15 protein-coding genes are annotated in these 21,391 nt (G+C 50.6%); 6 read left to right on the top strand and 9 right to left on the bottom strand.

Translation table 11 applies throughout. The features are described 5' to 3' along the window. Positions 1-207: 207 nt before the first annotated feature. The 3 genes from VMT62_05235 (at position 208) to VMT62_05225 (ending at position 5,873) form a co-directional block, all read left to right on the top strand. The gene (locus VMT62_05235; GenBank protein ID HVN95809.1) at positions 208-1,413 is read left to right on the top strand and encodes a PAS domain S-box protein; all 1,206 of its coding nucleotides are present in this window, start codon (positions 208-210) and stop codon (positions 1,411-1,413) included. Positions 1,414-1,769: 356 nt separating this feature from the next. Further along, entirely contained in the window at positions 1,770-2,390 is a 621-nt protein-coding gene (locus tag VMT62_05230) for a hypothetical protein (protein ID HVN95808.1), read from the top strand. 2,187 nt (positions 2,391-4,577) lie between these two features. Beyond that, positions 4,578-5,873 carry an MFS transporter gene (locus tag VMT62_05225; GenBank protein ID HVN95807.1) on the top strand — a complete coding sequence of 432 codons (1,296 nt, stop codon included), beginning with the start codon at positions 4,578-4,580 and terminating at the stop codon, positions 5,871-5,873. Positions 5,874-6,020: 147 nt separating this feature from the next. Here VMT62_05225 and VMT62_05220 read toward each other — a convergent pair whose 3' ends face one another. The 6 genes from VMT62_05220 to VMT62_05195 all read right to left on the bottom strand — a co-directional run bounded on the left by VMT62_05220 (position 6,021) and on the right by VMT62_05195 (position 13,678). Beyond that, positions 6,021-6,386 (bottom strand): hypothetical protein, encoded by a 366-nt coding sequence (locus VMT62_05220; GenBank protein HVN95806.1) that lies wholly within the window; start codon positions 6,384-6,386, stop codon positions 6,021-6,023. A gap of 196 nt (positions 6,387-6,582) precedes the next feature. Further along, positions 6,583-6,990: a hypothetical protein gene (locus tag VMT62_05215; GenBank protein ID HVN95805.1), complete on the bottom strand. Its 408-nt coding sequence runs from the start codon at positions 6,988-6,990 to the stop codon at positions 6,583-6,585. Positions 6,991-7,318: 328 nt separating this feature from the next. Further along, a complete protein-coding gene (locus tag VMT62_05210) occupies positions 7,319-8,269 on the bottom strand; it encodes a chemotaxis protein (GenBank protein HVN95804.1) in 951 nt (316 codons plus the stop codon). Between the two features lie 308 nt (positions 8,270-8,577). Beyond that, positions 8,578-10,503 (bottom strand): FAD-dependent oxidoreductase, encoded by a 1,926-nt coding sequence (locus VMT62_05205; protein HVN95803.1) that lies wholly within the window; start codon positions 10,501-10,503, stop codon positions 8,578-8,580. A gap of 158 nt (positions 10,504-10,661) precedes the next feature. Continuing rightward, on the bottom strand, positions 10,662-13,085 hold the full coding sequence (locus VMT62_05200; protein HVN95802.1) for a glycogen/starch/alpha-glucan phosphorylase: 2,424 nt from the start codon (positions 13,083-13,085) through the stop codon (positions 10,662-10,664). Between the two features lie 272 nt (positions 13,086-13,357). Next, positions 13,358-13,678 (bottom strand): hypothetical protein, encoded by a 321-nt coding sequence (locus VMT62_05195; protein HVN95801.1) that lies wholly within the window; start codon positions 13,676-13,678, stop codon positions 13,358-13,360. A 403-nt stretch (positions 13,679-14,081) separates the two neighbouring features. Between VMT62_05195 and VMT62_05190 the strand changes: the two genes are divergently transcribed. The 3 genes from VMT62_05190 to VMT62_05180 all read left to right on the top strand — a co-directional run bounded on the left by VMT62_05190 (position 14,082) and on the right by VMT62_05180 (position 15,962). Continuing rightward, the gene (locus tag VMT62_05190) at positions 14,082-15,005 is read left to right on the top strand and encodes a helix-turn-helix domain-containing protein (GenBank protein ID HVN95800.1); all 924 of its coding nucleotides are present in this window, start codon (positions 14,082-14,084) and stop codon (positions 15,003-15,005) included. After that, positions 14,968-15,570 (top strand): ATP-binding protein, encoded by a 603-nt coding sequence (locus VMT62_05185; GenBank protein HVN95799.1) that lies wholly within the window; start codon positions 14,968-14,970, stop codon positions 15,568-15,570. Before VMT62_05190 ends, VMT62_05185 begins: the two co-directional genes overlap by 38 nt. Before the next feature lie 251 nt (positions 15,571-15,821). Next, positions 15,822-15,962 carry a hypothetical protein gene (locus tag VMT62_05180; GenBank protein ID HVN95798.1) on the top strand — a complete coding sequence of 47 codons (141 nt, stop codon included), beginning with the start codon at positions 15,822-15,824 and terminating at the stop codon, positions 15,960-15,962. A gap of 254 nt (positions 15,963-16,216) precedes the next feature. On the opposite strand, the gene VMT62_05175 is transcribed toward VMT62_05180, so the two are convergent. From VMT62_05175 to VMT62_05165, 3 genes are all read right to left on the bottom strand, one after another. After that, positions 16,217-19,159: a PAS domain S-box protein gene (locus tag VMT62_05175; protein HVN95797.1), complete on the bottom strand. Its 2,943-nt coding sequence runs from the start codon at positions 19,157-19,159 to the stop codon at positions 16,217-16,219. A 370-nt stretch (positions 19,160-19,529) separates the two neighbouring features. Further along, the gene (locus VMT62_05170; GenBank protein ID HVN95796.1) at positions 19,530-20,708 is read right to left on the bottom strand and encodes a serine hydrolase domain-containing protein; all 1,179 of its coding nucleotides are present in this window, start codon (positions 20,706-20,708) and stop codon (positions 19,530-19,532) included. A 28-nt stretch (positions 20,709-20,736) separates the two neighbouring features. Next, positions 20,737-21,391: hypothetical protein (locus VMT62_05165; protein ID HVN95795.1), on the bottom strand; the 655-nt coding region annotated here is incomplete at its 5' end.

Genomic DNA, 21,391 nt, shown 5'->3' with positions numbered 1-21,391 from the left:
CTCTCATTGCTTCACCAGCAATTTCCATCAGTAATCCTTTTTGACTGAAATTTGCGAAATGGACTTTTAAAAGAACATCGCGACTTACAATTGGCAATCGAGGACAGAATACGCCTAAAGTTTTTTGCAGACAATTTCGAAGTACGATGATAAAATTCTTGGATGACAGAGAGCAGGCCCTTATCAGTCAAGCCCGTGCAGGAAGCCATGCCAGGATCTGAGGATCGTTATCGTTCCCTTTTCGAAACCAGCCTGGACGGCATGCTACTTACTCAACAGGATGGCACCGTACTCGCTGCCAACAGCAGGGCATGTGAGATGTTTCTGATGAAGGAAGAAGAACTCCTTCGTGTCGGCAGGCCAGGCGTGATGGTGGATGATGAAAGCCTGAAGGCAGCCATCGCGGAGCGGGCCAAGACTGGGAGATTTCAGGGTGAACTTATGGCACGCCGCTCTGATGGCTCCACTTTTTCAGTTGAGGTTTCGAGCACACTCTTTACCGCAGCGAACGGTCAAGAAATGACGGCCATGACCATTCGTGATGTCACAGAGCGCCGGCGGGCCCTAGAGGCGTTAACAAAGAGCGAAAATCGTTTCCGCTCCCTCTTTGAAACTTCACAGGACAGCATTCTCGTTGTGGACAGGGACACGGGGGACATCATTGCGGCCAATGGTGCTGCGTGCAGTCTCTACGGTTATACAGAAGACGAATTCTTGCGCATAAAGAACCTCGACGTCTCCTCTGAGCCGGACAAAACCAGAGCTGCAATCAACAACTTAGTTACCAGAGTACCCCTACGTCACCACCGGAAAAAAGACGGCACCATCTTTCCGGTTGAAATTGCGGGAGGCTACTTTGTGGAAGACGGCCGCCGCCTGCATACTGCATTTATTCGTGACATAACAGCCCTTAAGAGCGCACAGGAAGAATTGAAGGGACATCGCGACAGATTGCAAGAGTTAGTGAAGGAACGCACCGCGGAGCTCGAAAAAAAGACCCTGGTCGTGGAAGAGCTCAACGCGGCGCTCAAGTTGTTGCTGCATCAGGTGCAGGAGGAAAAGGAAGCCCTGGGACAGCAACTGGTCGCAAACGTGAAACGACTCGTCCTCCCATACGTCCGAATGCTTATGAAGGGCAAACTCGAGGAGCGGCAACGCTCTTTACTCAGCATTATGGAGGGCAACCTGAACGAGATTGTATCCCCCTTCCTACGCAACATCCAACAGCTTGGTCTCACTCCACGGGAAACCGAGGTGGCAAATCTGATACGGGACGGCAGGACGAGCAAAGAGATCGCTGAGGTCATTGGAGTCGGCAATCGAGCAATCGACTCCTACAGGAACAGTATCAGAAAGAAGCTCAAGTTAAACAACAAAAAAACTAATCTTCAAACTCATCTTAAAACCCTCTGATAATACACTAATTATTAGTGTATTCCTAATGCATTTAATTAGTATCAAATTTTTAATACTTTCCATGTATAATCCTTCCCATGTCCGATGATGGGATAAAGTTGGAGGGGATGCGGGGTATTTTTCTCTGTCCTTCTTGCGGAAAAAAGATCGACCTTCTCCGGTTTGGCAATGGATGGGTAGGAAGGTGCTGCGGGCAAATCGTCTATAACAGCGATGGCTTACCTGAGGGTAAACCGGGCATCGGCCCCGATCCGGCCTCTGATGTGCTTCTGACTCCCTAACCCGATTTCGGGCGGGCAGGTACGAACGGCTGATCACATGATTGCCATTAGCCTTTGCGAGGACAACCCAGTATGAGATTGAAGTCTTTATCAGATAATCTGAAGAAGGTTAATCCGTGGTTGATACCATCTACATTGTTCATCCTGCTTGTATCCATTCCAGCGCTATACAAACTCGATATCGTGGTGCAATGGCTCTATATACTGGTCACTGCAGCCGCATTCGCAACGCTTTTTCTTGCGGTTATATACATCTATAAATACTGGAAGGAGACAAGGACTCTTATCGCGGCCTCCAGTAACACCGAGCAGAGATCAGATGACACATTCACTTATTCGATTATGCCTGTCATGGGTTTCACACCGAAAAACACTGAGGGATTCGAGGCTCTCTACGTGAAAAATAAAGGAAAAGGACCAGCCCTTAACGTTTCGGTTCTTAAGATGCCATTGCCGGACAGTGCGCACCTGGTGACCGGCGTGGGCAGCGCATTTGGGCACAACGCCCAAATCAGCGAGCGGTACTCGATTGTGGGTCCAGATGAAGAATTACTCTTTTTCCGTGAAGACGATTATGCTGCAAAAAGGATACAGATCCAGATCACTTTCCATGACATGTTCAAAAGGAGATTTATCTGGGTTTTTGAGGGTAAGCAGCGCGAGCTCGCACTAAAGGAGTGGAATGTTGGCTAAGCTCCCCTGACCTTACTGACCTGCCTCCAATTAATCGGTCCAGAGGTCGAGTAATACCCTCGGCTGAATGGGGGCTCGATTGAATAGGCCCCTTTTTTATCGGTGCCCCGGCTCATTATGCTTAAACCCCGGTTGGTCCGTATTTTCTGCCAGAGCGTCTGCTACCAAAAATCTTTATGGGATAAGACCAGATGCCCGATAATCCTTGTGACGTGCTTGAGTCCCCTCGAATAGCCTGCGACCGAACAGGGAGGATCGGCCTGGAATTCTGTATCGGCCATCTCGTAGCAACTCTTTGGTTTCTTTCCTCCCCTTTCCCGACCTGAGGTATCAGACCGACAAGCCTATCATCCGAGGGCGGCTCTTGTCTGGGAATCAGTTCCTTGAGTTCGGACTTGCGCTCATTCAATCTACGTCGACGCACGCGGTTTATGTGGCTGTTTTGTTTATACTTCAAGTATGTATGCAAGGAACAGGAAGCTGGTACAAAACGCCTTTCTTTTGCACTTTCAGGTTTTGCCCGCCATGCACCCTTGTCCATGGTTGAATAGCAATAACGGCATACGACTGCTCTGGCATTATTCTCTCGTTTACAGTTCGGACATTCCTTGGTAGCGCCTGTTCTAACTCCTTCCGCAATCACTTGACGTGCTAGGCCGATAAACCTATCATGCAAGGGCAGGTCTTGTGCTGGAATCAATTCCTGGAGTTCGGCCTTCTGCCGATTGAATCTCCGAAGACGCACACGGTTTATGTGCCTGTTCTCTTTGTGGTTCAGATAGGTCCGCAAGGAACAGGAGGCTGGTACAAAACCCTTTTCTTTGTCATTCGCTTCGGCGGATGCTCGGATTTTTGCACTCCATGCACCCCTGTCCACGGTTGAATAGCAATAACGGCATACGACTGCGGTGGCCTTGTTTTCTCGTTTGCAGTTCGGACATTGCTTGGTCTCGGTCAGTTTATTAATGGGTGGGCCAGTTATGTTGAGGTTACACATCATGCCAAGGGAAATGCAGGATCTATGCCAGGTTCGCAGGGCCTGTAGAGTGGCGTCCAGTCTCACGATGCATAACTAAGTTATACTTAATCCTTTAAATCCTCCATCTTTTTTCTGTGATCACCGACGAAAATTGTAGATAGAATAGGTTAACAACGCAAAAACAAATTCATTTTCGACCGTAGTTTCTCACGTAATGCATGGTTTCACACGAAACATGGAACGTGTACCTTTCACATCCATCGCACAAACCCCATCACCACAAACTCCACTCAGCTACCTATGTGAGCCGAAATGATATAACCCTTGAAATTATCTCGAAGGTAATCCTGCGGCACCAGGGTAATAAAAACACTTAGATGTATCTCGGAAGGATCAGCGAGGCTGAGGCGTTACGCTGGGTGGCTGTGCTCCACGGAAAATGACTCAACTAACAACCGAGCCTCTATCTCCCGGACTCATTATTACAGTCGGCGATCTTACCTTGGTCTGACCGCCCTACGACTCGACACTTGTAGGTAGAGGAGTTCTTCGGCCTCCGAAAAGACATTCTTGGATTGAAACCTACGACGCTTCGCTTCCGGTTGAGAAAATTAGGTATTGGGAAGCCTTCGGAGATGGTCTCCTCGAAGTGATTACCAGACCGCCTGGTGGACTTATGCTGCCTTTCAACCCGTACTTCTCGTTTCTTCGTCAGAAGACCAAGGCTCGATTAGTAGGTATAATTCCCTCCCCTTTCACTCCCTCCTGATGCCGGCGTTGACGCTCATCAGCTCCACGATCTTGTCGAGGTGCTCCACAATGTGGTTGATTCGGAATGCCCGCGCGCCATGGACTGGCTCCTCGCCCCCTGACCCGTGCATTGTTTTGTTCAGCAATTTCCATCGTTAACGCTTTTGACTGGAATCCTCAGTTTGATGCTCTTGATCGATGTGCAAGATTGCATGATGGTACCTTTCTTCTCCCCCGGAGTTGCGCGTAATTTCTTATCCGTGCTATGCTTGTATGCCGATTATGGAGCGAAGATATTCAGCATGATTACTGTCCAGGGCCAAAGACCTTTCGCGTAATTCAATAGGAAAATACCCTTCAGTGGTGAGCAGAGCGCAAATGGTCTCTCTCAAGCGTCTGAACGCTGGGCCAGGATAAGGAAAAAAACGAGCACACGCAGTACCCTCAAGGGAGAGACGGTGGCGAAGCGATCTGACAGAAATAGTGGTGTTGCCTCGAGGCTCATGATGGGTGCCCTCGGTCATAGAAACTACCGCCTATTCTTTGCGGGACAGGGTCTTTCCCTCATAGGCACCTGGATGCAGCGAATAGCTGTATCATGGCTCGTCTATCGTATCACGGGCTCAGCCTTTCTTCTTGGGTTTGTCGGCTTTGCCGGACAGGTCCCCACGTTCATCCTGGCTTCCTTCGCCGGAGTCTTTATCGACCGATCGAGCCGTTACCGGGTGTTACTGGTCACCCAGATTTTGGCCACCATCCAGTCGATCATCCTCGCTGCCCTTACTCTTACAGGACACATTGCAGTCTGGCAGATCTTTCTACTAAGCCTTTCACTCGGTATCATTAACGCATTTGATATGCCCGCCCGTCAGTCTTTCGTCATCGATATGGTAGGGAATAAAGAAGATTTGCCGAATGCTATCGCGCTTAACTCTATGATGGTTAACGGAGCTCGCCTGGCCGGCCCGGCCCTTGCCGGCCTTGCGGTTGCCGGGTTCGGGGAGGGTATTTGTTTCGTTCTCAACGCATTGAGTTTCGTAGCCATCATTGTTGCACTCCTGGCTATGAAGGTCAGACGTAGCGATAGGAAGCAATCTCAGGCGCATCCGTGGCATGATCTGAAAGACGGTTATCGGTACGCATTCGGGTTTGCGCCAATACGATACTTGTTGCTCCTGCTCAGCCTCATAAGCATCATGGGAATGCCGGTACAGGTTCTTATGCCCGTCTTCGCGAGGGACGTTCTTCACGGCGGGCCGCACACACTCGGTTTTCTCATGGGCACCCTCGGCATAGGCGCATTGGTTGCGGCGGGATACCTTGCCACCAGAAAGAGTGTCGTGCGGTTGGAGAGGTTCACTGTGATCGAGTGCTTCCTCTTTGGACTGGGACTTATGATTTTTTCTCTGTCTCATCGAGAGATTTTTTCATTTGTCGCCATATTCATCGCGGGCTGTGGCATGATGGGAACCATGGCTTCGTGCAACACGATCATACAAACGGTTGTGGACGACGAGAAGCGCGGCAGGGTCATGGGATTCTATGCCATGGCCATTATGGGCATGTCTCCTTTCGGAAGTCTTATGGCAGGCAGTCTCGCAAGTCATATCGGAGCGCCCAAGACAGTCCTTCTCGGCGGCGCGTGTTGCGCCGTGGCTTCGCTGCTCTTTGCACGAAAACTTGCGGCGTTCCGCGAAGCAGTCCGTTCCATCTATGTTGCAAGGAACATCATTACCCTTCAGGAACCTCAATGATGTAACATACAAATCCTCTCTATTGCCGGCTACCGGGCCGAGTGTAACCTGTCCCTTGTGCCTGCCCGCCTCTGTCGCTATGAAAAAGCGCAGATGATTTATACTGGCATAAGCCGAATATTTTTACCCTCTCAATCCTTTGTCTCGTTATGCGCCGGAGTCTTCTGAATGATGCTCTTCGGCTCTGATTTTGCTCATCATCCCTCTGCGGTACGTAAAATCATTGAGGAGAAATAAATAGACCAGCACAAAGGTTATTGCGGAATAGACGAAGTATCCGGAAGCAGAAAGATAGAGGGAGTACAAACTGATACATGCAGCCAACGGAAAGATGAAGAGCCGGATCTTCTCGCATGTGACCACAAGCGAATACCTCCCGAGGAATTTGTCTGTCTTATCCTTTGACAGAGCCTGGATGAAACCTATGGCCTTCGGCATCGATTTACGTCTGAGAAATCCTGTGAGGAGCAGCAAGATAAACCATACCATCGCCATCTTGAACCAGAAGGGCATCGGAACCTCCTCGTTATGGTTTGAGGTCTGTCACCTCTCCGCACTCCCTACAGACTTTCAGCGCCATATTTACCCAATACTTTTCTTCCATCGTCGTCCTTTGATTCTCTTTTGTTAAATGTTTTTACAGCCGATATCTGCCTGACGCGGCAACCCTATACCAAGGAAGGTGGAGTACCTTGAAAAACGCGTTTGCTCACGAAGAAGGAACTATTTTGATCTTTATTGAGGTCTCGCCGCCCACGCCAAAACCAAGAAACTTTCCATCAGCAGAAAAGCTTACGGATAGTTCTATCTCGCTGACTTTGTGCTCGCCGCTTACGACCAAACCGGCTACTTCATCAATCATAGAACGTATCTCTGTCTTGGCTTTCGCGAAACCCTTTTTGAGCGCTGAGGGATCGACCACGCCATCGGGCAGATATAGTCCACCTCTGTCCAGCCTGTACTTCTGTTCCAGAGCCGTTATGGTACGGGGAGGGAATTTAGCCGATTTTCCCCCAACGCGGCCCGCTCCCACTTTCTCCTTGCGTTTTTGTCCGACTCTACGGGGACTGCGAGGCCTCATGGCATTATCTACGAGCGTCCATTTTGGATCTGACATAACCAATTTATGCTACATAAAGACCAACAAGTCAAGGGCTCGAATATATCGCCAACAATGCTCCCTATAACCACTGGTAACGAAAGAGTTTCCTGCAAGTCTCAGAAACACGTAGTGAGCGGGTCATCGAGTCTTTCTGGCGGGGAGAAAAAGTGTGACATTGATCATTTTTCAGAGAAGAAGACGATGTTATACTTCGATCAGCCCCACACCATACCATATCATTTCACGGGGCTGCCATATTAGAAGCCACCGGTTCCCCCCACCTAAAGCCGGTGGCTTTCTTTTATTCCGGCGGAGGAAAACGGCGTTTACTGCTAGTGGCTTGTTAAGCGGCTTTTCTTCTTTTTTCTACGAGCTCTCTCATGAAGCCCAGGAGCTTTAAATCGGGCTTTGCGAACTGACCGTCAGCCCCGACGGCTTCTCCTTTGTGAGCGAGTTTGTCGGTAATGAGCGAGGAAAAAAGAATGACCGGGAGCGTCTTGAGTTCCTGATCCTCTTTCACCCGTTTACACAGGTGATATCCATCCATACCAGGCATCTCTATGTCGGTCAGGACCACATCCACGAAATCCGTGAGTTCACGGCCCTGTTTATGTGCATTCTCTTTGAGCGCGACAAGATGTTTCCACGCTTCTTCTCCATTAATAACGGAGTCAACCGAAAAACAGTGGTTTTCCTCCAGGCGGAGCTTCACGTTGTGGCGAATAACGTTTGAATCGTCGGCATGGAGGACCTTTATGGGTTTGTCCAGATTGAACTCAAATGGGGTCGCATCGTCAGAGGAGGAGCTCTTAATGGCCAATTCAGGGTTCAACTCGCTGATGGCTTTTTCCAGATCGAGCAGAAAGACAAGCTTGTTTTCCAGTTCGATCACACCGGTGACCGCATCGCTCACGCCATCCATATAGCCATCAAGAGGCTTTATGTCTTCCCAGGTAACACGATGAATTCTCGTGACCCCGGAGACCTTGAAGGCGGTGACAACATTGTTGAACTCCGTAATAAGCACGTTGGGAGGCCGCTTTTCAACGCTTTTTTTCTTGAGCCAATGGGCAAGATCGATGAGTACTATGACCTTGTCCCGATGATTGAAAAGTCCACAGACTACGCCCCTCTTTGCATCAGGCGGCTTAATCGTCTTGGTGGGCATGGGAATGATTTCTATGACCTTGGCAACGTTGACCCCGTAGAAGCCCCGATACTCTTCCTCGTCAATAAACAGTTCGAGAATCTCCGCTTCGTTCGTCCCGGTTTCAAGGAGTATCTTGGTTTCCATGCTGTCCTCGCAGATCTTTATAGATGACCGGCCGGGCCTAGGTCTCATACGTCCGGGCAAATTCGGTGCTAATAGAGTTTATCGAGCGTTTTCTGGGATACTTAAACCGCGAATCGGTTAGTTATGGGATAAGGGAAAGGGAATCTTTATAGCTTTGACCGGGCATTCTGCCGCGCAAAAACCGCACTCTTCGCACAAATCAGTATTTAGGAGGGCTTTCTCATGTTCCAGGCAGATGGCCGATGGAGGACATACATCTACACATGCTCCGCAGCCCGTGCACTCCTCTTCATCGATTACGGGTATCATTAAATCACCATTCCCAGGCGGTATCCGTCGTGTATGGCATTATCGAGTCTCCTCGGTTTCTTTGCGTCACCTATAACATAGACTTCCTGGGCAATACCCTGAAATTTCTCCGGTGCCGCTTTTTGGGACTCAAATGAAGCCATGATCACGCTGTCGCCCTCGAGTGCTTGATCAGCTAAAGCGCCCGACACACGCACAAGGTGGCTCCCGGAAACGTTCGCTCTACTCCTCATATGAAATGCCACCTTTTTCTTTTTCAAAAGTCCCATGTACTGCCAGAGATAAAACGGATTTACGTCACGGCCTATCTTGCTACTCTCTTCCACAATCGTGATCCGGTAATCACCATGGCGCAAGAGAAATACCGCTACCCCGAGACCCACGCCGCTCCCTCCGATAATGATAACTCTCTCCCCAGGCTTTACGCCCTCTCCGATCACATCTTTGGGCGTGAGCACCCCTTGAGGAAAGCTTTTCACCGAAGGGCCTGTTGCGATGACGAGCGCGTCTAAGTCTTTGTCCGCAAGGGTCTCCGGCGTGCATGGGACCCCAACATAAAATCTCACCCCGGCCTTATCACACAGGGACTTCAATGTATTTATTGGTCGTAGAAGCTCAACGGCCCCGTCATCGACCCGTGACGCGAGAAGGATGTTTCCGCCGAGCTCGCCCCTCTTTTCGAATAAGGTTACATCATGACCCCTTTCAGCCGCAGTAAGCGCACACTGAAGCCCTGCCGGGCCTCCGCCCACGACCACAATCTTTTTCTTTTGTCTCGCTTTGGAGAATCCATAATAGCCCCAACTCGTCTCACCTTCATGGCCTAAAGTTGGACGGACCGAGCACATGATCGGTTGATGATAGTAGAGTCGTGAAAAGCAGAGATTGCATGCAATACACGGAATGATCTCATCTTCCCGCTCTTCCATGACCTTCCGGGGAAGTTCCGGATCCGCAATCATGGGCCTGCACATCTCCCAGAAATCGATTTTGCCGGAGACCACGGCTGCTTCGGGAATATGGGGGAGAAACTGGCGGAAGGCCATCATAACGGGTATGTTCACAGCCTTTTTCACGGCCTCTGCCACGAAGAGCCAGTGTCCCATGGGTACGTCTCGGGTGATGACCGACTGTGAAGACTCGTGCCATCCGATGGTCACGCTCACATAGTCAGCCCCCGCCTCTTCAGCAATCTTGCAGCTTTCTATGCTCTCCTCCATGGTGTTACCGCCCCGATCGTCAAGTAATTCATTGCCGCAAAGCCTGATGCCCACCGGCATGTCCCCTACCCGTCTCTTCACGCCCTCGATGATCTGAACCATGAGTCTTGCTCTGTTTCGGATATCGCCGCCGTATTCATCGGTTCTTTTATTAGTGTATCGGGAGAGAAAGGTCGACATGAGGTAGCCCACGATACCGGAAAGCTCGATCATATCAAAACCCGCCCTCTGCGCTCGTCCCGCTGCTTCTACATGGTCTTTTATCGCCTGGGTGATCTCATCCCTCGTGATCTCCCTCGGAGGCTTGAAATAAGAAAGTTTCTGTGGAACAACGGAGGGCATGAGACAGTAATCAAGATCAACGCCGCCTTCCCTGCCGCAATGGAGTATCTGCACGCAAGAAAGAGCGCCGTTCGCGCGAATCACATCGGCAATGCGTGTAAGCCCCGGTATGAATCGGTCATGCGATATTGCCATCATGCCTTTGAAGCCCTTCCCCTCACCTTTTTCGTCAGGGTACGCGCCCTGCGTGGTGATGATCCCCGCCCCTCCCCGGGCCTGGGCCTCCATGTACGCCACTTCTCTGTCCGTCACATATCCGTCACCGAAAGGGAAATTTGTTTCTGTTGCAGCATATTTAATCCTGTTTTTGGTTTCGAGCTTTCCGATCCGGCCTGTTTGAAATATGTGTGGATATCTTCCCATCTCTTCTTGTCGCTATCTTCTTTGATACGTGAAAATGAACTATCATGGCATAGGATTGAAGTCAAGCAGGTTTTGCGAGGTGTGGTAGTCCGCGCCCTACCCGTGAGATCACGGCTTTAGGCTCAATCACGTCTTACGTCTCGGCGCTTTAAGCGCTCTTATTCAATATCGACCGGGGTGATATTCCAGATATGCCTCGCATATTCGTTGATCGCCCGGTCACTGGAGAACTTGCCCGAACGAGCCACGTTCAGCACAGCCATCCTGGTCCATTTCTCTTTGTCGCGGTATACCTGTGAGACCTTTTCCTGGCATTCTATATACGATGCATAGTCCGCAAGGATGCAATATCGATCACCATCCATAATAGTATTAACGATCGGCTGGAACAGGTCCTTGTTTTCCGGCGAAAAGAAGCCGCTCGAGAGCTGCTGCATGATCTGCGCAAGATCGCGATTCTTATCGATAAGCGCGCGGGGATCGTAGTGGGACCTCAAGTCGATTATTTCCTCCGCGTTGAGCCCGAACAGGAAGAAGTTCTCTTCTCCCACCTCTTCGCGTATCTCTATGTTTGCCCCGTCATAGGTGCCAATGGTCAAAGCCCCGTTGAGAGCAAACTTCATATTACCCGTGCCCGAGGCCTCATATCCCGCCGTGGAAATCTGCTCGGACAATTCAGCCGCTGGCATGATGAGCTGGGCCAGGGTCACGCCGTAGTTAGGCACGAATACCACCTCAAGTTTGTCCCTCACGAGCGGGTGGGCAGAGACCACCTCCGAGACGTTATGGATAAGCTTTATCACAAGCTTGCAAAGCAAATAACCCGGCGCCGACTTGCCGGAAAACATGACAACCCTTGGCGTATAGTTCTCGTCTATCCTGCCCTCTTTAATTTTGTTGTAGAGCGTGATCACATGAAAGATATTGAGAAGCTGACGCTTATACTCATGAAACCGCTTGACCTGGCAATCGAGCATGAACTGCGGGGTAAAGGACAGATCGGATTCTCGCTCCAGGAACCTGACGAGCCTCATCTTGTTCTCGTCTTTGATCTCGCGGAAGCGTGTACAAAAACTAGAATCTTCAACGAAAGCGTCCAGCTTTTTGAGTTCTTCGAGGTCGGTGGTCCAGCCGTCGCCGATCGCCTCGGTGATAAGCGCTGAGAGTCCCGGGTTCGATTCCAGAAGCCACCTTCTGTGCGTGATTCCGTTCGTGACATTCTGGAATTTTTCCGGAAACATCATGTAAAAATCGCTGAACACGTGTGTCTTCAAGAGCTCGCTGTGAAGCTGAGAGACGCCGTTCACCGTGTGAGATCCCACTATCGCGATCCTCGACATGTGAACCGCCCTGTCATTATCGCCCGTGATAATACCCATCGCTTTTTTCTTCTCGGGCTCATCGGGAAACCTTCTCGCCACCTGGATCATGAACTTCCTGTCCATTTCCTGTATTATCTGCAGGTGTCTGGGAAGCATGTGCGCAAAGAGGCCCTCCGACCAGGTTTCAAGGGCTTCGGGCAGTATCGTGTGGTTGGTATAAGCAAAAGTCTGAAGCGTCAGTTTCTTTGCTGCGTCCCAGGAGAAGCCTTCGTCATCAACAAGTATGCGCATCATCTCCGGGATCGCGATCGACGGGTGCGTGTCGTTCAGCTGGATTGCCACCTTCTGGGGCAGTTCGTTGTAATTAGGGTGAAATTTCTTGTATCGTCGGATGATATCGGCGAGCGTTGCTGCAACAAAGAAGTATTGCTGCTTAAGGCGCAACTCCTTTCCCGCCAAAGAAAGGTCGTTGGGGTAGAGAACTTTGGATATATTCTCGCTATTGTTCTTGTTTTCAACGGCTCGCACATAGTCGCCACTGTTGAAATAGTCGAAATCGAAGTCACGTGTGGACTTTGCGGCCCAGAGACGCAATGTATTGACCGTCTCCGTTTTGAACCCCGGCACAGGATAATCATAGGCCATGGCCAGGATCTCATCGGCATCCAGCCATTCCGTTTGCGAGTTGGCATGACACTCGACCCTCCCGTAGAAGTGGATAGGGTACAAAAGCTCCGGCCTGGGAAACTCCCAGGGGTTTCCGTAGCGGAGCCAGTTGTCAGGGGCTTCGGTCTGATAGCCATCCCTTATTCTTTGCGTGAAGATTCCGTACTCGTATCGAATGCCATATCCATAACAGGGATAGTCCAGGGTGGCCATGGAATCGAGAAAGCACGCAGCAAGTCTGCCGAGCCCCCCGTTGCCAAGCCCTGCGTCCGATTCATATTCGAACACATCCTCGAGGTTCGTGGCAAACACGTCGATGGCCTGCCGGTAAACCTCCAGCATGTCGAGATTGATGAGGTAGTTCTTAAGCAGCCTGCCCATGAGAAATTCGAGAGAGAGGTAGTAGAGTCTTTTCGCGTCGACCTTATAGTAGGCTTGTTGCGTCTTTATCCATTTATTCACTATCTGGGCCCGTATGGACAGGACAGCGGCGTTGTACTTGTCCCTCGGCGTTGCTGAATACATATCTTTCGAGAGCGTATAGGTCAGCTGGTTTAAAAGGTGCTGCTGGTAATCTCTATTCTCTTTGCCCATGGTGTCCACCTAATCTCCCTCTTTAGTTTTGCCCTTACTTATCGGGCTATTCGTCCTGGGAAAGCACTTGTCCCACTATTGATTATCGAGAGATGAGCAATTTACATAAATTTCACCCCGATTTCTGACGATCCTATAGCGATTTTGCCGATAGTTCTCGAAAACTGGTGAGTGGCGTTGATCAGTTCTGAATTTGATGGACGCACATCGAACTCTCCGGTTCAATGTCGTAGTGGTAAGACCCGCAGGAATCCTTTACGTAAGAGTGAATTCTAATAATTCGAAGACGGTGGCTCTAACTGCCCGAGCGGCCTCACGAAGGTGTAATTGCCTGGCGCGGTCACGAGCGCTTTCACCGCATCGCCAGCCGTTCCCGTCGGGATCGTAAAAGGCAGTGAAACGATAGCCCCGGCTGTGCCGATTGCGCAGGCGGCTATCCCTAATGGACGCAGAAACAGGAGGTCAAAAAGCATGGACTCGCCTGAGCTCGAACCGTTTGAATACGGTTCATTCATCTCCCCGCAGAAGGCGTACGGCGCGGCGAGAGCAGAGGCCAGAAGGATTATCGAAACAAAAAGTATTTTCCTTTTCATTGGTTACCTCCCTATATTTAATGCTCTTTCTAAGTATATCACACTATTTTCATGTTTCAAATATTTTTTGATTGCCATGTTACGTTCATAACCCTAAAGTGAGTTTAAAATAGATTCATCTCACTTTTCAACCCCCATAATCTAGAAAGTGTGTCCCTGGTCACAAAAAAAGATGATAGTCGCATTGATCCGTCGATGATCTGTGAACGATGATAGGCAAGTGCCCCCGGCATGACTCGAACATGCGGCACATGGATTAGGAAGCCATCGTGCTCTGAGGCATCTCTTGCAATTTCAACTACTTCCGAACCACCCCCTTTGCGCCCAGTGCGCCGTGATGCGTTGATGTTGCTTGCTCCGCTTTCGGGGTCGCAACAAAAGTCGCAACACTTTGCGGTGTGCTATGAAGCCGTCCGCTGATCATCCAATCCAGGTCAAAGACATCCGCGAACGAGACTTTTACATCGCGCAGCGAGACCTCGTTGACCGCGCCGGACCGGTAATCGGCCCATTCGGTTGCGCCGTCTACAACAGCCTTTTGCGCCATGCCGATGCCGCCCGCGAGTGCTGGCCATCCCTCACTACGATAGCCGACGAATGGGGAATGAGCAAGATGCAGGCGATCCGTGAGGTTGAAGTGCTTGAAGCCGCTAACATGATCCTGGTCCTAAAGGAACATGGCAAGCCAAACAAATATCGGCTCCTCGATGCAAAGCACTGGAAGCTCCCCGAACTGGTAACTGGTAGTGACCGGTCGGGTTGTAAACCGGTAACTCACGGTGACAGGCCAGCAGACCAGGTGGTAACTGGTAGTCACCGGTCGGGAAGTGAACTGGTAACTGACAGTGACCCGAAGTATATAAAAGAATCTAAATCTAAACCTAAACCTAAAACACCTCTCTCGCGCGAGAGCGGTGAGACGGAGGTAGATTATGAAGGTGAAATAAAAAAAGCTCTCGATCCGTTTGATCCGGATACCAGAACCGCCATCAAGGCATTTCTTGACAATGTAAAGAGCCATAACAAGACCGGGCTCATGAAAGAGAGCCGCTACCTTGCCCTCCTCAGTCAGCTCGCAGAGATCTCAAAAGGCTTCGAAAACGATGTATTCAGGGCTGCACTGCAGACCGCAACCGACAACGAGGCCTATAGCGTGAATTACGTCAGGACCGTAGCGACAACCAAGGCCAAGCAAAAAAACGCGGCAACGCCGCCATTTCAAGGAGGAGCCAATGCCACCGGATCACATCAAAAAGGAACTCGACCAACTGTTACAGAGGATCGCAGAGATGCCTATCGAAGATTCGGAAGAGTCATCGAAGCCTGAGACCAGCGAACAGGCTCTCAAAGAAATCAGGATGAGAAAGATGAACATCGGTCCCCGGTACTTTACTGCATCCAGGGAGAACATAACGCCGAACCTATGGTCTGCATTTGAAGGGTTTCCGAAGGGAGAGAGCTACTTCGTTTCAGGCCCAACCGGCGTCGGCAAAACCTGCCTCACCACCCTCCTCATGTGTGAATACAACAGGGGCAAGATGGTGAATATGGCCCAGATGCTCCGCAGGATAAAGGCGAGCTACAACGGAGATTTAGGCGAGAGCGAGTTCGCCGTGATGAGAGACCTGTCCGAGATGCCCTGTCTTGTCCTGGATGACATCGGCGTGGAAAAGACCAACGACTGGGTCTTCGAGAAGCTCTACGAGCTAATTGACGACCGGCATCGGAACCTCAGGCAGACCGTATTCACCAGTAACCTGTCTTTGCAACAGCTGATGGATAAGTGGGGCGAAAGAATCCCGTCCCGCATCGCCGAAATGTGCGGCCCGCATAACGTGATCTATATACCAGGCACAGACAGACGGATGCAAAAAATCGGTATAGTGAGGTGAAGCATGACTGACAAATTCAATATCAAATTCCAAGGCATAACAAAGAAGTCGTGATAGCCAGCAAGAGGAGGATTCTGCTGTACGCACTAAGCACAGCACACAGGAAACCTCGGACGAGGGTACGTGGTCACGGCAGTCATCAGGCTCACCCAAGGCCCCAAGGAAGTGCCAGGCAAACACGGCAATAAGCTCTTCGTAGCACGCCTGCAATCGGATGAGACATCGTCTTCGGAAGGAGCGATAAAGACAGCATGCCTGTCAAGACAAGACTCGAGCAAGGCATAGCAACCCTCTTTGGTACATCAAAGATCATGAATCGCGTGATCGAGTTTGTTAATAACAAGTTCAATGAAGAGTTCGAGAGACTCATGAACCTGTCATTGAACCGTTAAGTAATAACTGAGCGGGTCCTTCGGGAGGCGCGAGTCGCTTACGGTGCGCTAAACCTCACAAAAGGAGCGTTTTTGGGACAATCGTGGTGGGACATGGGACAAAATTGGGAGCTTGTGAAAAATTGAGTTCACCTACAACTGCTTCGCTGGGCATATCATGAAGAACTGAGGATTACGGTTTGTAATATAGCGTCACCCAAAAAATCAGCGACGCCTACAAGGCCGATAAAGACAAATGTTTTGAACGCTCCGAATTATTCTTCTTTCTTTGCATCCAGCACCCGCCGGATGGCCTGCGCCAATTCCTCCTTGGCAAGAGGTTTCATGAGGTATTCTCTGATACCCGCTTCCTTAGCTATCTCCGGAGATACGGTCTCGCTGTGACCCGTACAGAGGATAATGGGGATGTCAGGTTTGATCTTAAGAAGCTCTTTGGCGAATCGCACCCCGGTGATACCGGGCATGGTGTGATCGGTGATTATAAGATCGAAGACAGATGGATCAGAGAAAAAAATGTTCAGGGCATCCTTGCTGTCCGTTACGGCGGTTACCGTATAGCCCAGACGGGTAAGGGTAGTTTTTCCCCATTCGGTAAGCATGGGTTCGTCATCGATAAAGAGAATGTGCTCCGTGCCTCTCGCTGCTTGGACTGTACGTATCTCATCGTTTAGAGGTGAAGCCTTCACCTTGGGGAGCAACACCCTAAAGGTTGAGCCAGCTCCCGGCTCACTCTCTACGGTGATCGTACCCTGAAGGTCTTTCACGATCCCGTATACTACCGCTAATCCCATGCCGGTACCCTTACCCACTTCCCGTGTGGTAAAGAAGGGTTCAAAGACCCGTTTCATAACATCGGGTGTCATGCCGATACCCGTATCCTTTACGGTGAGCTGCACATACTCTCCGGGCATCACACCCAATTCCAGTACAGGGGACTCCGGTGTGAAGTCGATATCGGAGAGGGTAATCTCTAAGGTTCCTCCTTTCTCCTGCATGGCAAGGGAGGCATTGGTGGCAAGGTTCATGATGATCTGCTGCACCTCAACCGGGGCGGCAAGTATTGTATCCGAGCTCGCGGTGGTGGCAAGGTCGATGCTAATCGTGCTCGGAATAGAAGCGCGGAGGAACTGGACAGTCTCCTTCATGAGAGAAGTGAGGGACAGAGGGCTTCTCTCATAATTGGTCTTTCTGCTGAAGGCGAGGATTTGTTTAACGAGCTCTCGTGCCCTCATTGCCGATTTGAGAACATTTTGGAGACTCCTTCCCACCTCCGGGCGGTCGGCGGCATCCTCCAGTGCCATCTCGGTAAAACCTAAGATAGCGGCAAGGATGTTGTTAAAGTCATGGGCTATGCCTCCTGTCAGGGTACCGACAGCTTCCATCTTCTGGGACTGGCGAAGCTGGTCTTCGGTTTGTCTGCGTTCATCTATCTCACGCCGGAGAGCCTGCTCTGCCTGCTTGCGTTCGGTGATGTCCCGGAAAATAAGGACTACGCCTTGAGTCCTGCCCTCTTTGTCCCGGATAGGTGCACCGCTATCATCGATGGGGATCTCTGTTCCATCTTTTTTCACAAGGAGGGTGTGGTTCGCGAGGCCGACAATCATTCCTTCCCGGAGTACCTTGCTGATTGGGTTCTCGACTTCAAGACGCGTTTCCTCGTTGATGATATGGAAGACCTCCGTTATAGCCTTCTGCAATGCATCATCGAGTGTCCAGCCCGTTAAGGCCTCTGCTGTGGCGTTCATGTATGTGACACTGCCTGACGTGTCCGTGGAGATAACCGCATCACCGATGCTTGCCAGGGTGGTGGCCCAGCGCTGTTCGCTTGCGAGTAACGCGATTTCCGCCCGCTTGCGGTCGGTGATATCGATGTTGATCTCCAGGATACCTATGGGTTTGCCTGTCTCATCCAATTGGAGCACTTGCCTGCTGAGGACAGTGAGCCGAGAACCACCCTTCCTTGTATGGATGAGTTCCCCCTCCCAACGGCCTTCACGATTCAGTTCCTTCATATGCACATCGAAAGATATGGGAAAGACGGTCTTGAGAAAGATGTGCGTGATATTCCCCAGGGCCTCTTCGCGTGTCCAGCCGTAGGTTTCTTCGGCCCCGCGATTCCAGAAGACAATCCTGCTCTCAGGGTCCCTTACGAGGATGGCGTCGTGCGAGAGATCGAGCAGAAGCGCCTGTTCCCGCAAAATATCGGATTGTTCCTTCAGCGTTTTTATCTGTTTGCGTTTGTTCATCCAGTTTACCGCGAGAAAGACGGCCAGCATGAATATCAGAAGAGAGATGACTCCAATCTGGATAAGTTCTCTGAGTATTAAGCGAACGATGCCACTTTTCGTTCTCTCAACGATAACCGACCACCCGATCTCTTCAACGGGTGCAAGGGAAACATATTCAATCTGGCTCCGGTCAGAGATGTCCCGAACCTCGATAGTGCCCCCTGTTTGCGCCATCGTTTTTTTGACAGTATCGAAGAGCGGGTAAAGAACGACATCCTTGCTGCCGGGATATCGATCGCCATAAATGATATGTCCTGCCCGATCAACCAGGGTTACGTTGGCATCCATACCGAGACCGACATGTCTCACAAGGTCGTTATAGAATTTTGTGGTCATGCTTGAGCCGAATATACCTATGACCTTGTTCTTTTCGTCATAGATGGGAACGCAAAGTGATACGGCGAGGCCCTGTTCCTGGGTGATGAGCTTGTAGATGTCAGAAACATAGGGTCTCCAATCCTCGCTCACGCCCTTATACCAGTCTCTTTGGGTGAGATCCCGGCCATAACTTCGTGTATCAACCGGGAAATTGACCCATGCCGTGCTGTCGGGGTTGGAGATCCATGACGTCGCGAACTCTGGATTGTTCGTTGATAGAGAGGTAAGATGGAAGAGGGCTTTCTTAAAGTCCTTCTTCCTGACCGCGTCAACGAGCAACGGACGGCTGGCATACGACTGAACGATCCCAAGGGCAGCCTTGTGATGTTCCAGAACTATACCGCCGATGAGCTTGGCCCGCGTTTCGTCCGACTGGATGGCATAATGGACCGCATTTCTGTATGAATGATAAGCGACCAGACAGGCCGAGCCAAAAACGAGAACAAAGGCCACAAGGAGTATCAGCACAAACAGGAAAGGTTCTGTCAGGAAGCCGGCCGCGTTCGGACTTGATTTGGATGGGTTTCTCATGATCCTGTTCACCTCTCGTTGTCTGCCGGGGATACAGAGCAATGAACCAATATACATTATTTGGAAACCGATTACCACGTGTAATGTTACCCCAAGGATGGAAATATCAAACGCTCGATTTCAGGAAGGACTGAATAGAATTGCCCCGCATCAATTTTTCAAAATGAACTTCTATTGAAAATTGGCGATTGTACCTGCGAAGTGAGTGTTGGACTCTCTGAGAAGAAGTGCGGATTACCAGGAGAAAACTACAACACTGATACAAGAATTGATTTCGTTCAGTACAATCAAACAATAGAGGTCGGGCAACCATTTCCTTAAGGGGAAGGAATCACCCTTGTGGAAAGATCTCGTTTCGATATGATCAAAATTACCTTCTTGACCGAAAAGCTCTCACCACCTTCATCATCAGCACAAACGGCTTTATCTTTGAATCCACCTGATCGATAGTTCCGGCAAGGTATAGATCCAGGTCCTGGGAGTAGTAAAGGAATGAGCCTGCAGAACCTGAGTGGCCCCATAACGGTGAGAGTTGCGTTAGTCTCGTCATCAGAGGAGGCAGTTTAAAGTACATCGTCCCGAACCCATACTGAAGAGGAAATTGTAACCTGTGCCAGTCGTGCATCAATTTCAACGTTTCCTTTCGAACAAGTCGCCCGTCATTGAGGGCTTTTAAGAAAACGATCATTTCCTCCGCCGTGGAAACGACATATGGCCAATAGGCCCCATTTGAGCGCATATTGGCGATGTTTCTGTTTTTATAGAATACGTCGGCCGGAGCGAAAGGCTCAGGGAGGTGAGGCGCAGAACTATCCACCAGCCAGGTGTGCGTGAGGCCCAAAGGACGGAATATGAGGTCCTCGTAAACGGTGTGACGCGGCTCGCCGGTTATGGCATCGATGATTTTTCCCAGCAGGGCGAAATTGGTATCAGAATACGAGGCATTCGTACCAGGTCGGAAATTAGGTTCCAGCTTGTCTCTCGCCCATTCGATAGTCTCATCGGTCGTCCATGTACGTTCGGGATTTTCCAGGAGTAACTCGAAAACGCTTTTCCCTCCTTTCGGCTTTTGCATATAGTAATCTGCGATGCCTGAAGTATGGGACAAAAGTTGCCTGATAGTAATCTCTTGCGAATAGTCCTTCCCTTTATATACGTGAATACCCTTAATAAGTTCTTCCGGGAGATATCGTGACATCGTATCATCTAACGAGAGCAATCCCTTCTCATATAATCGCATGATTACGGTGGCTGTATACAACTTCGTAATGCTCGCAAGGTGAATGGGGGTACCCCTGGTCATGGGTACCTGGCCGCCCTGGCTCGCAGTACCGGCCGCTCCTGAAAAGGAAAAGGAGCCATCGCCTGTCACAACCGACAAAACGCAATTCTTGACCGTCTTGTCGTTTTTCACCAAATCAGAAAGCAGGTACTGCATTTCCTGATTCAAATCAGTAAATGATGGTGTTGAAAATTGTCGTCTTAAAATCAACATACCGGTTGCGATGACGATAAGCACGATCACAACTATTAACATAACGCGTTTCATGGGATGGCCCTCCTCATGTTGTGCGGTCTCATTGCACGTGAGACGCTGTCTCTACGTTGAGAGGCTGAGCTTTAAGTGAAGTACCTCTGGCATGCCAGCGGAACCCGCAGTTTGCCATGAAACGATAGAGCCCGGCAGGAATAGATGGCCGACGTGCCTTCTCGAAGGCTCGAGCAGGAACCGGAGCTCCTGACGCGAGGGCGACCGCCGTAAGGTCGAGCGCCTGCTGAATGCGGCGCGATCTCGGTCCCAGGCTCTCGAGGGATTTTCCATCCAGCATCCCACCTCCGGGTATCTCCAGTCCCCCGGCCCACTCCCAGCCGTTCGTGACAGCGAATTGCCGGTAGATGGCAAGGGCAACGTCATTGTGCACCGCCTCGGGAAAACCGGAGTTGACAAGTACGGCGAGGCGGGGAAGCTTTGTTCCCGGTGAATTCCGCAGCAAGCCGGCAATGCCAGCCAGTGCATGAATTACAGGCGCAGGAAGCTGATCCTCATACAGAGGAACGGTCAGTACGATTTGGTCGGCCGATTGGGCGGCATTTGCCACCTCCTGCATTTTCGTCTCGGAACTAAAAGCAGCGTGCAGGGACCCTATCTCAACAGTCACCCCTTTCATCCTAAGCTGATTGCCGAGATATGCGCCGATGAGGCCCGAGTGGCCCTTCCATCCGTTAGGGCTT

The sequence above is a fragment of the Syntrophorhabdaceae bacterium genome, assembly GCA_035541755.1.
Lineage (GTDB): Bacteria > Desulfobacterota > Syntrophorhabdia > Syntrophorhabdales > Syntrophorhabdaceae > PNOF01.
This window is presented reverse-complemented; position numbering and strand designations above follow the sequence as displayed.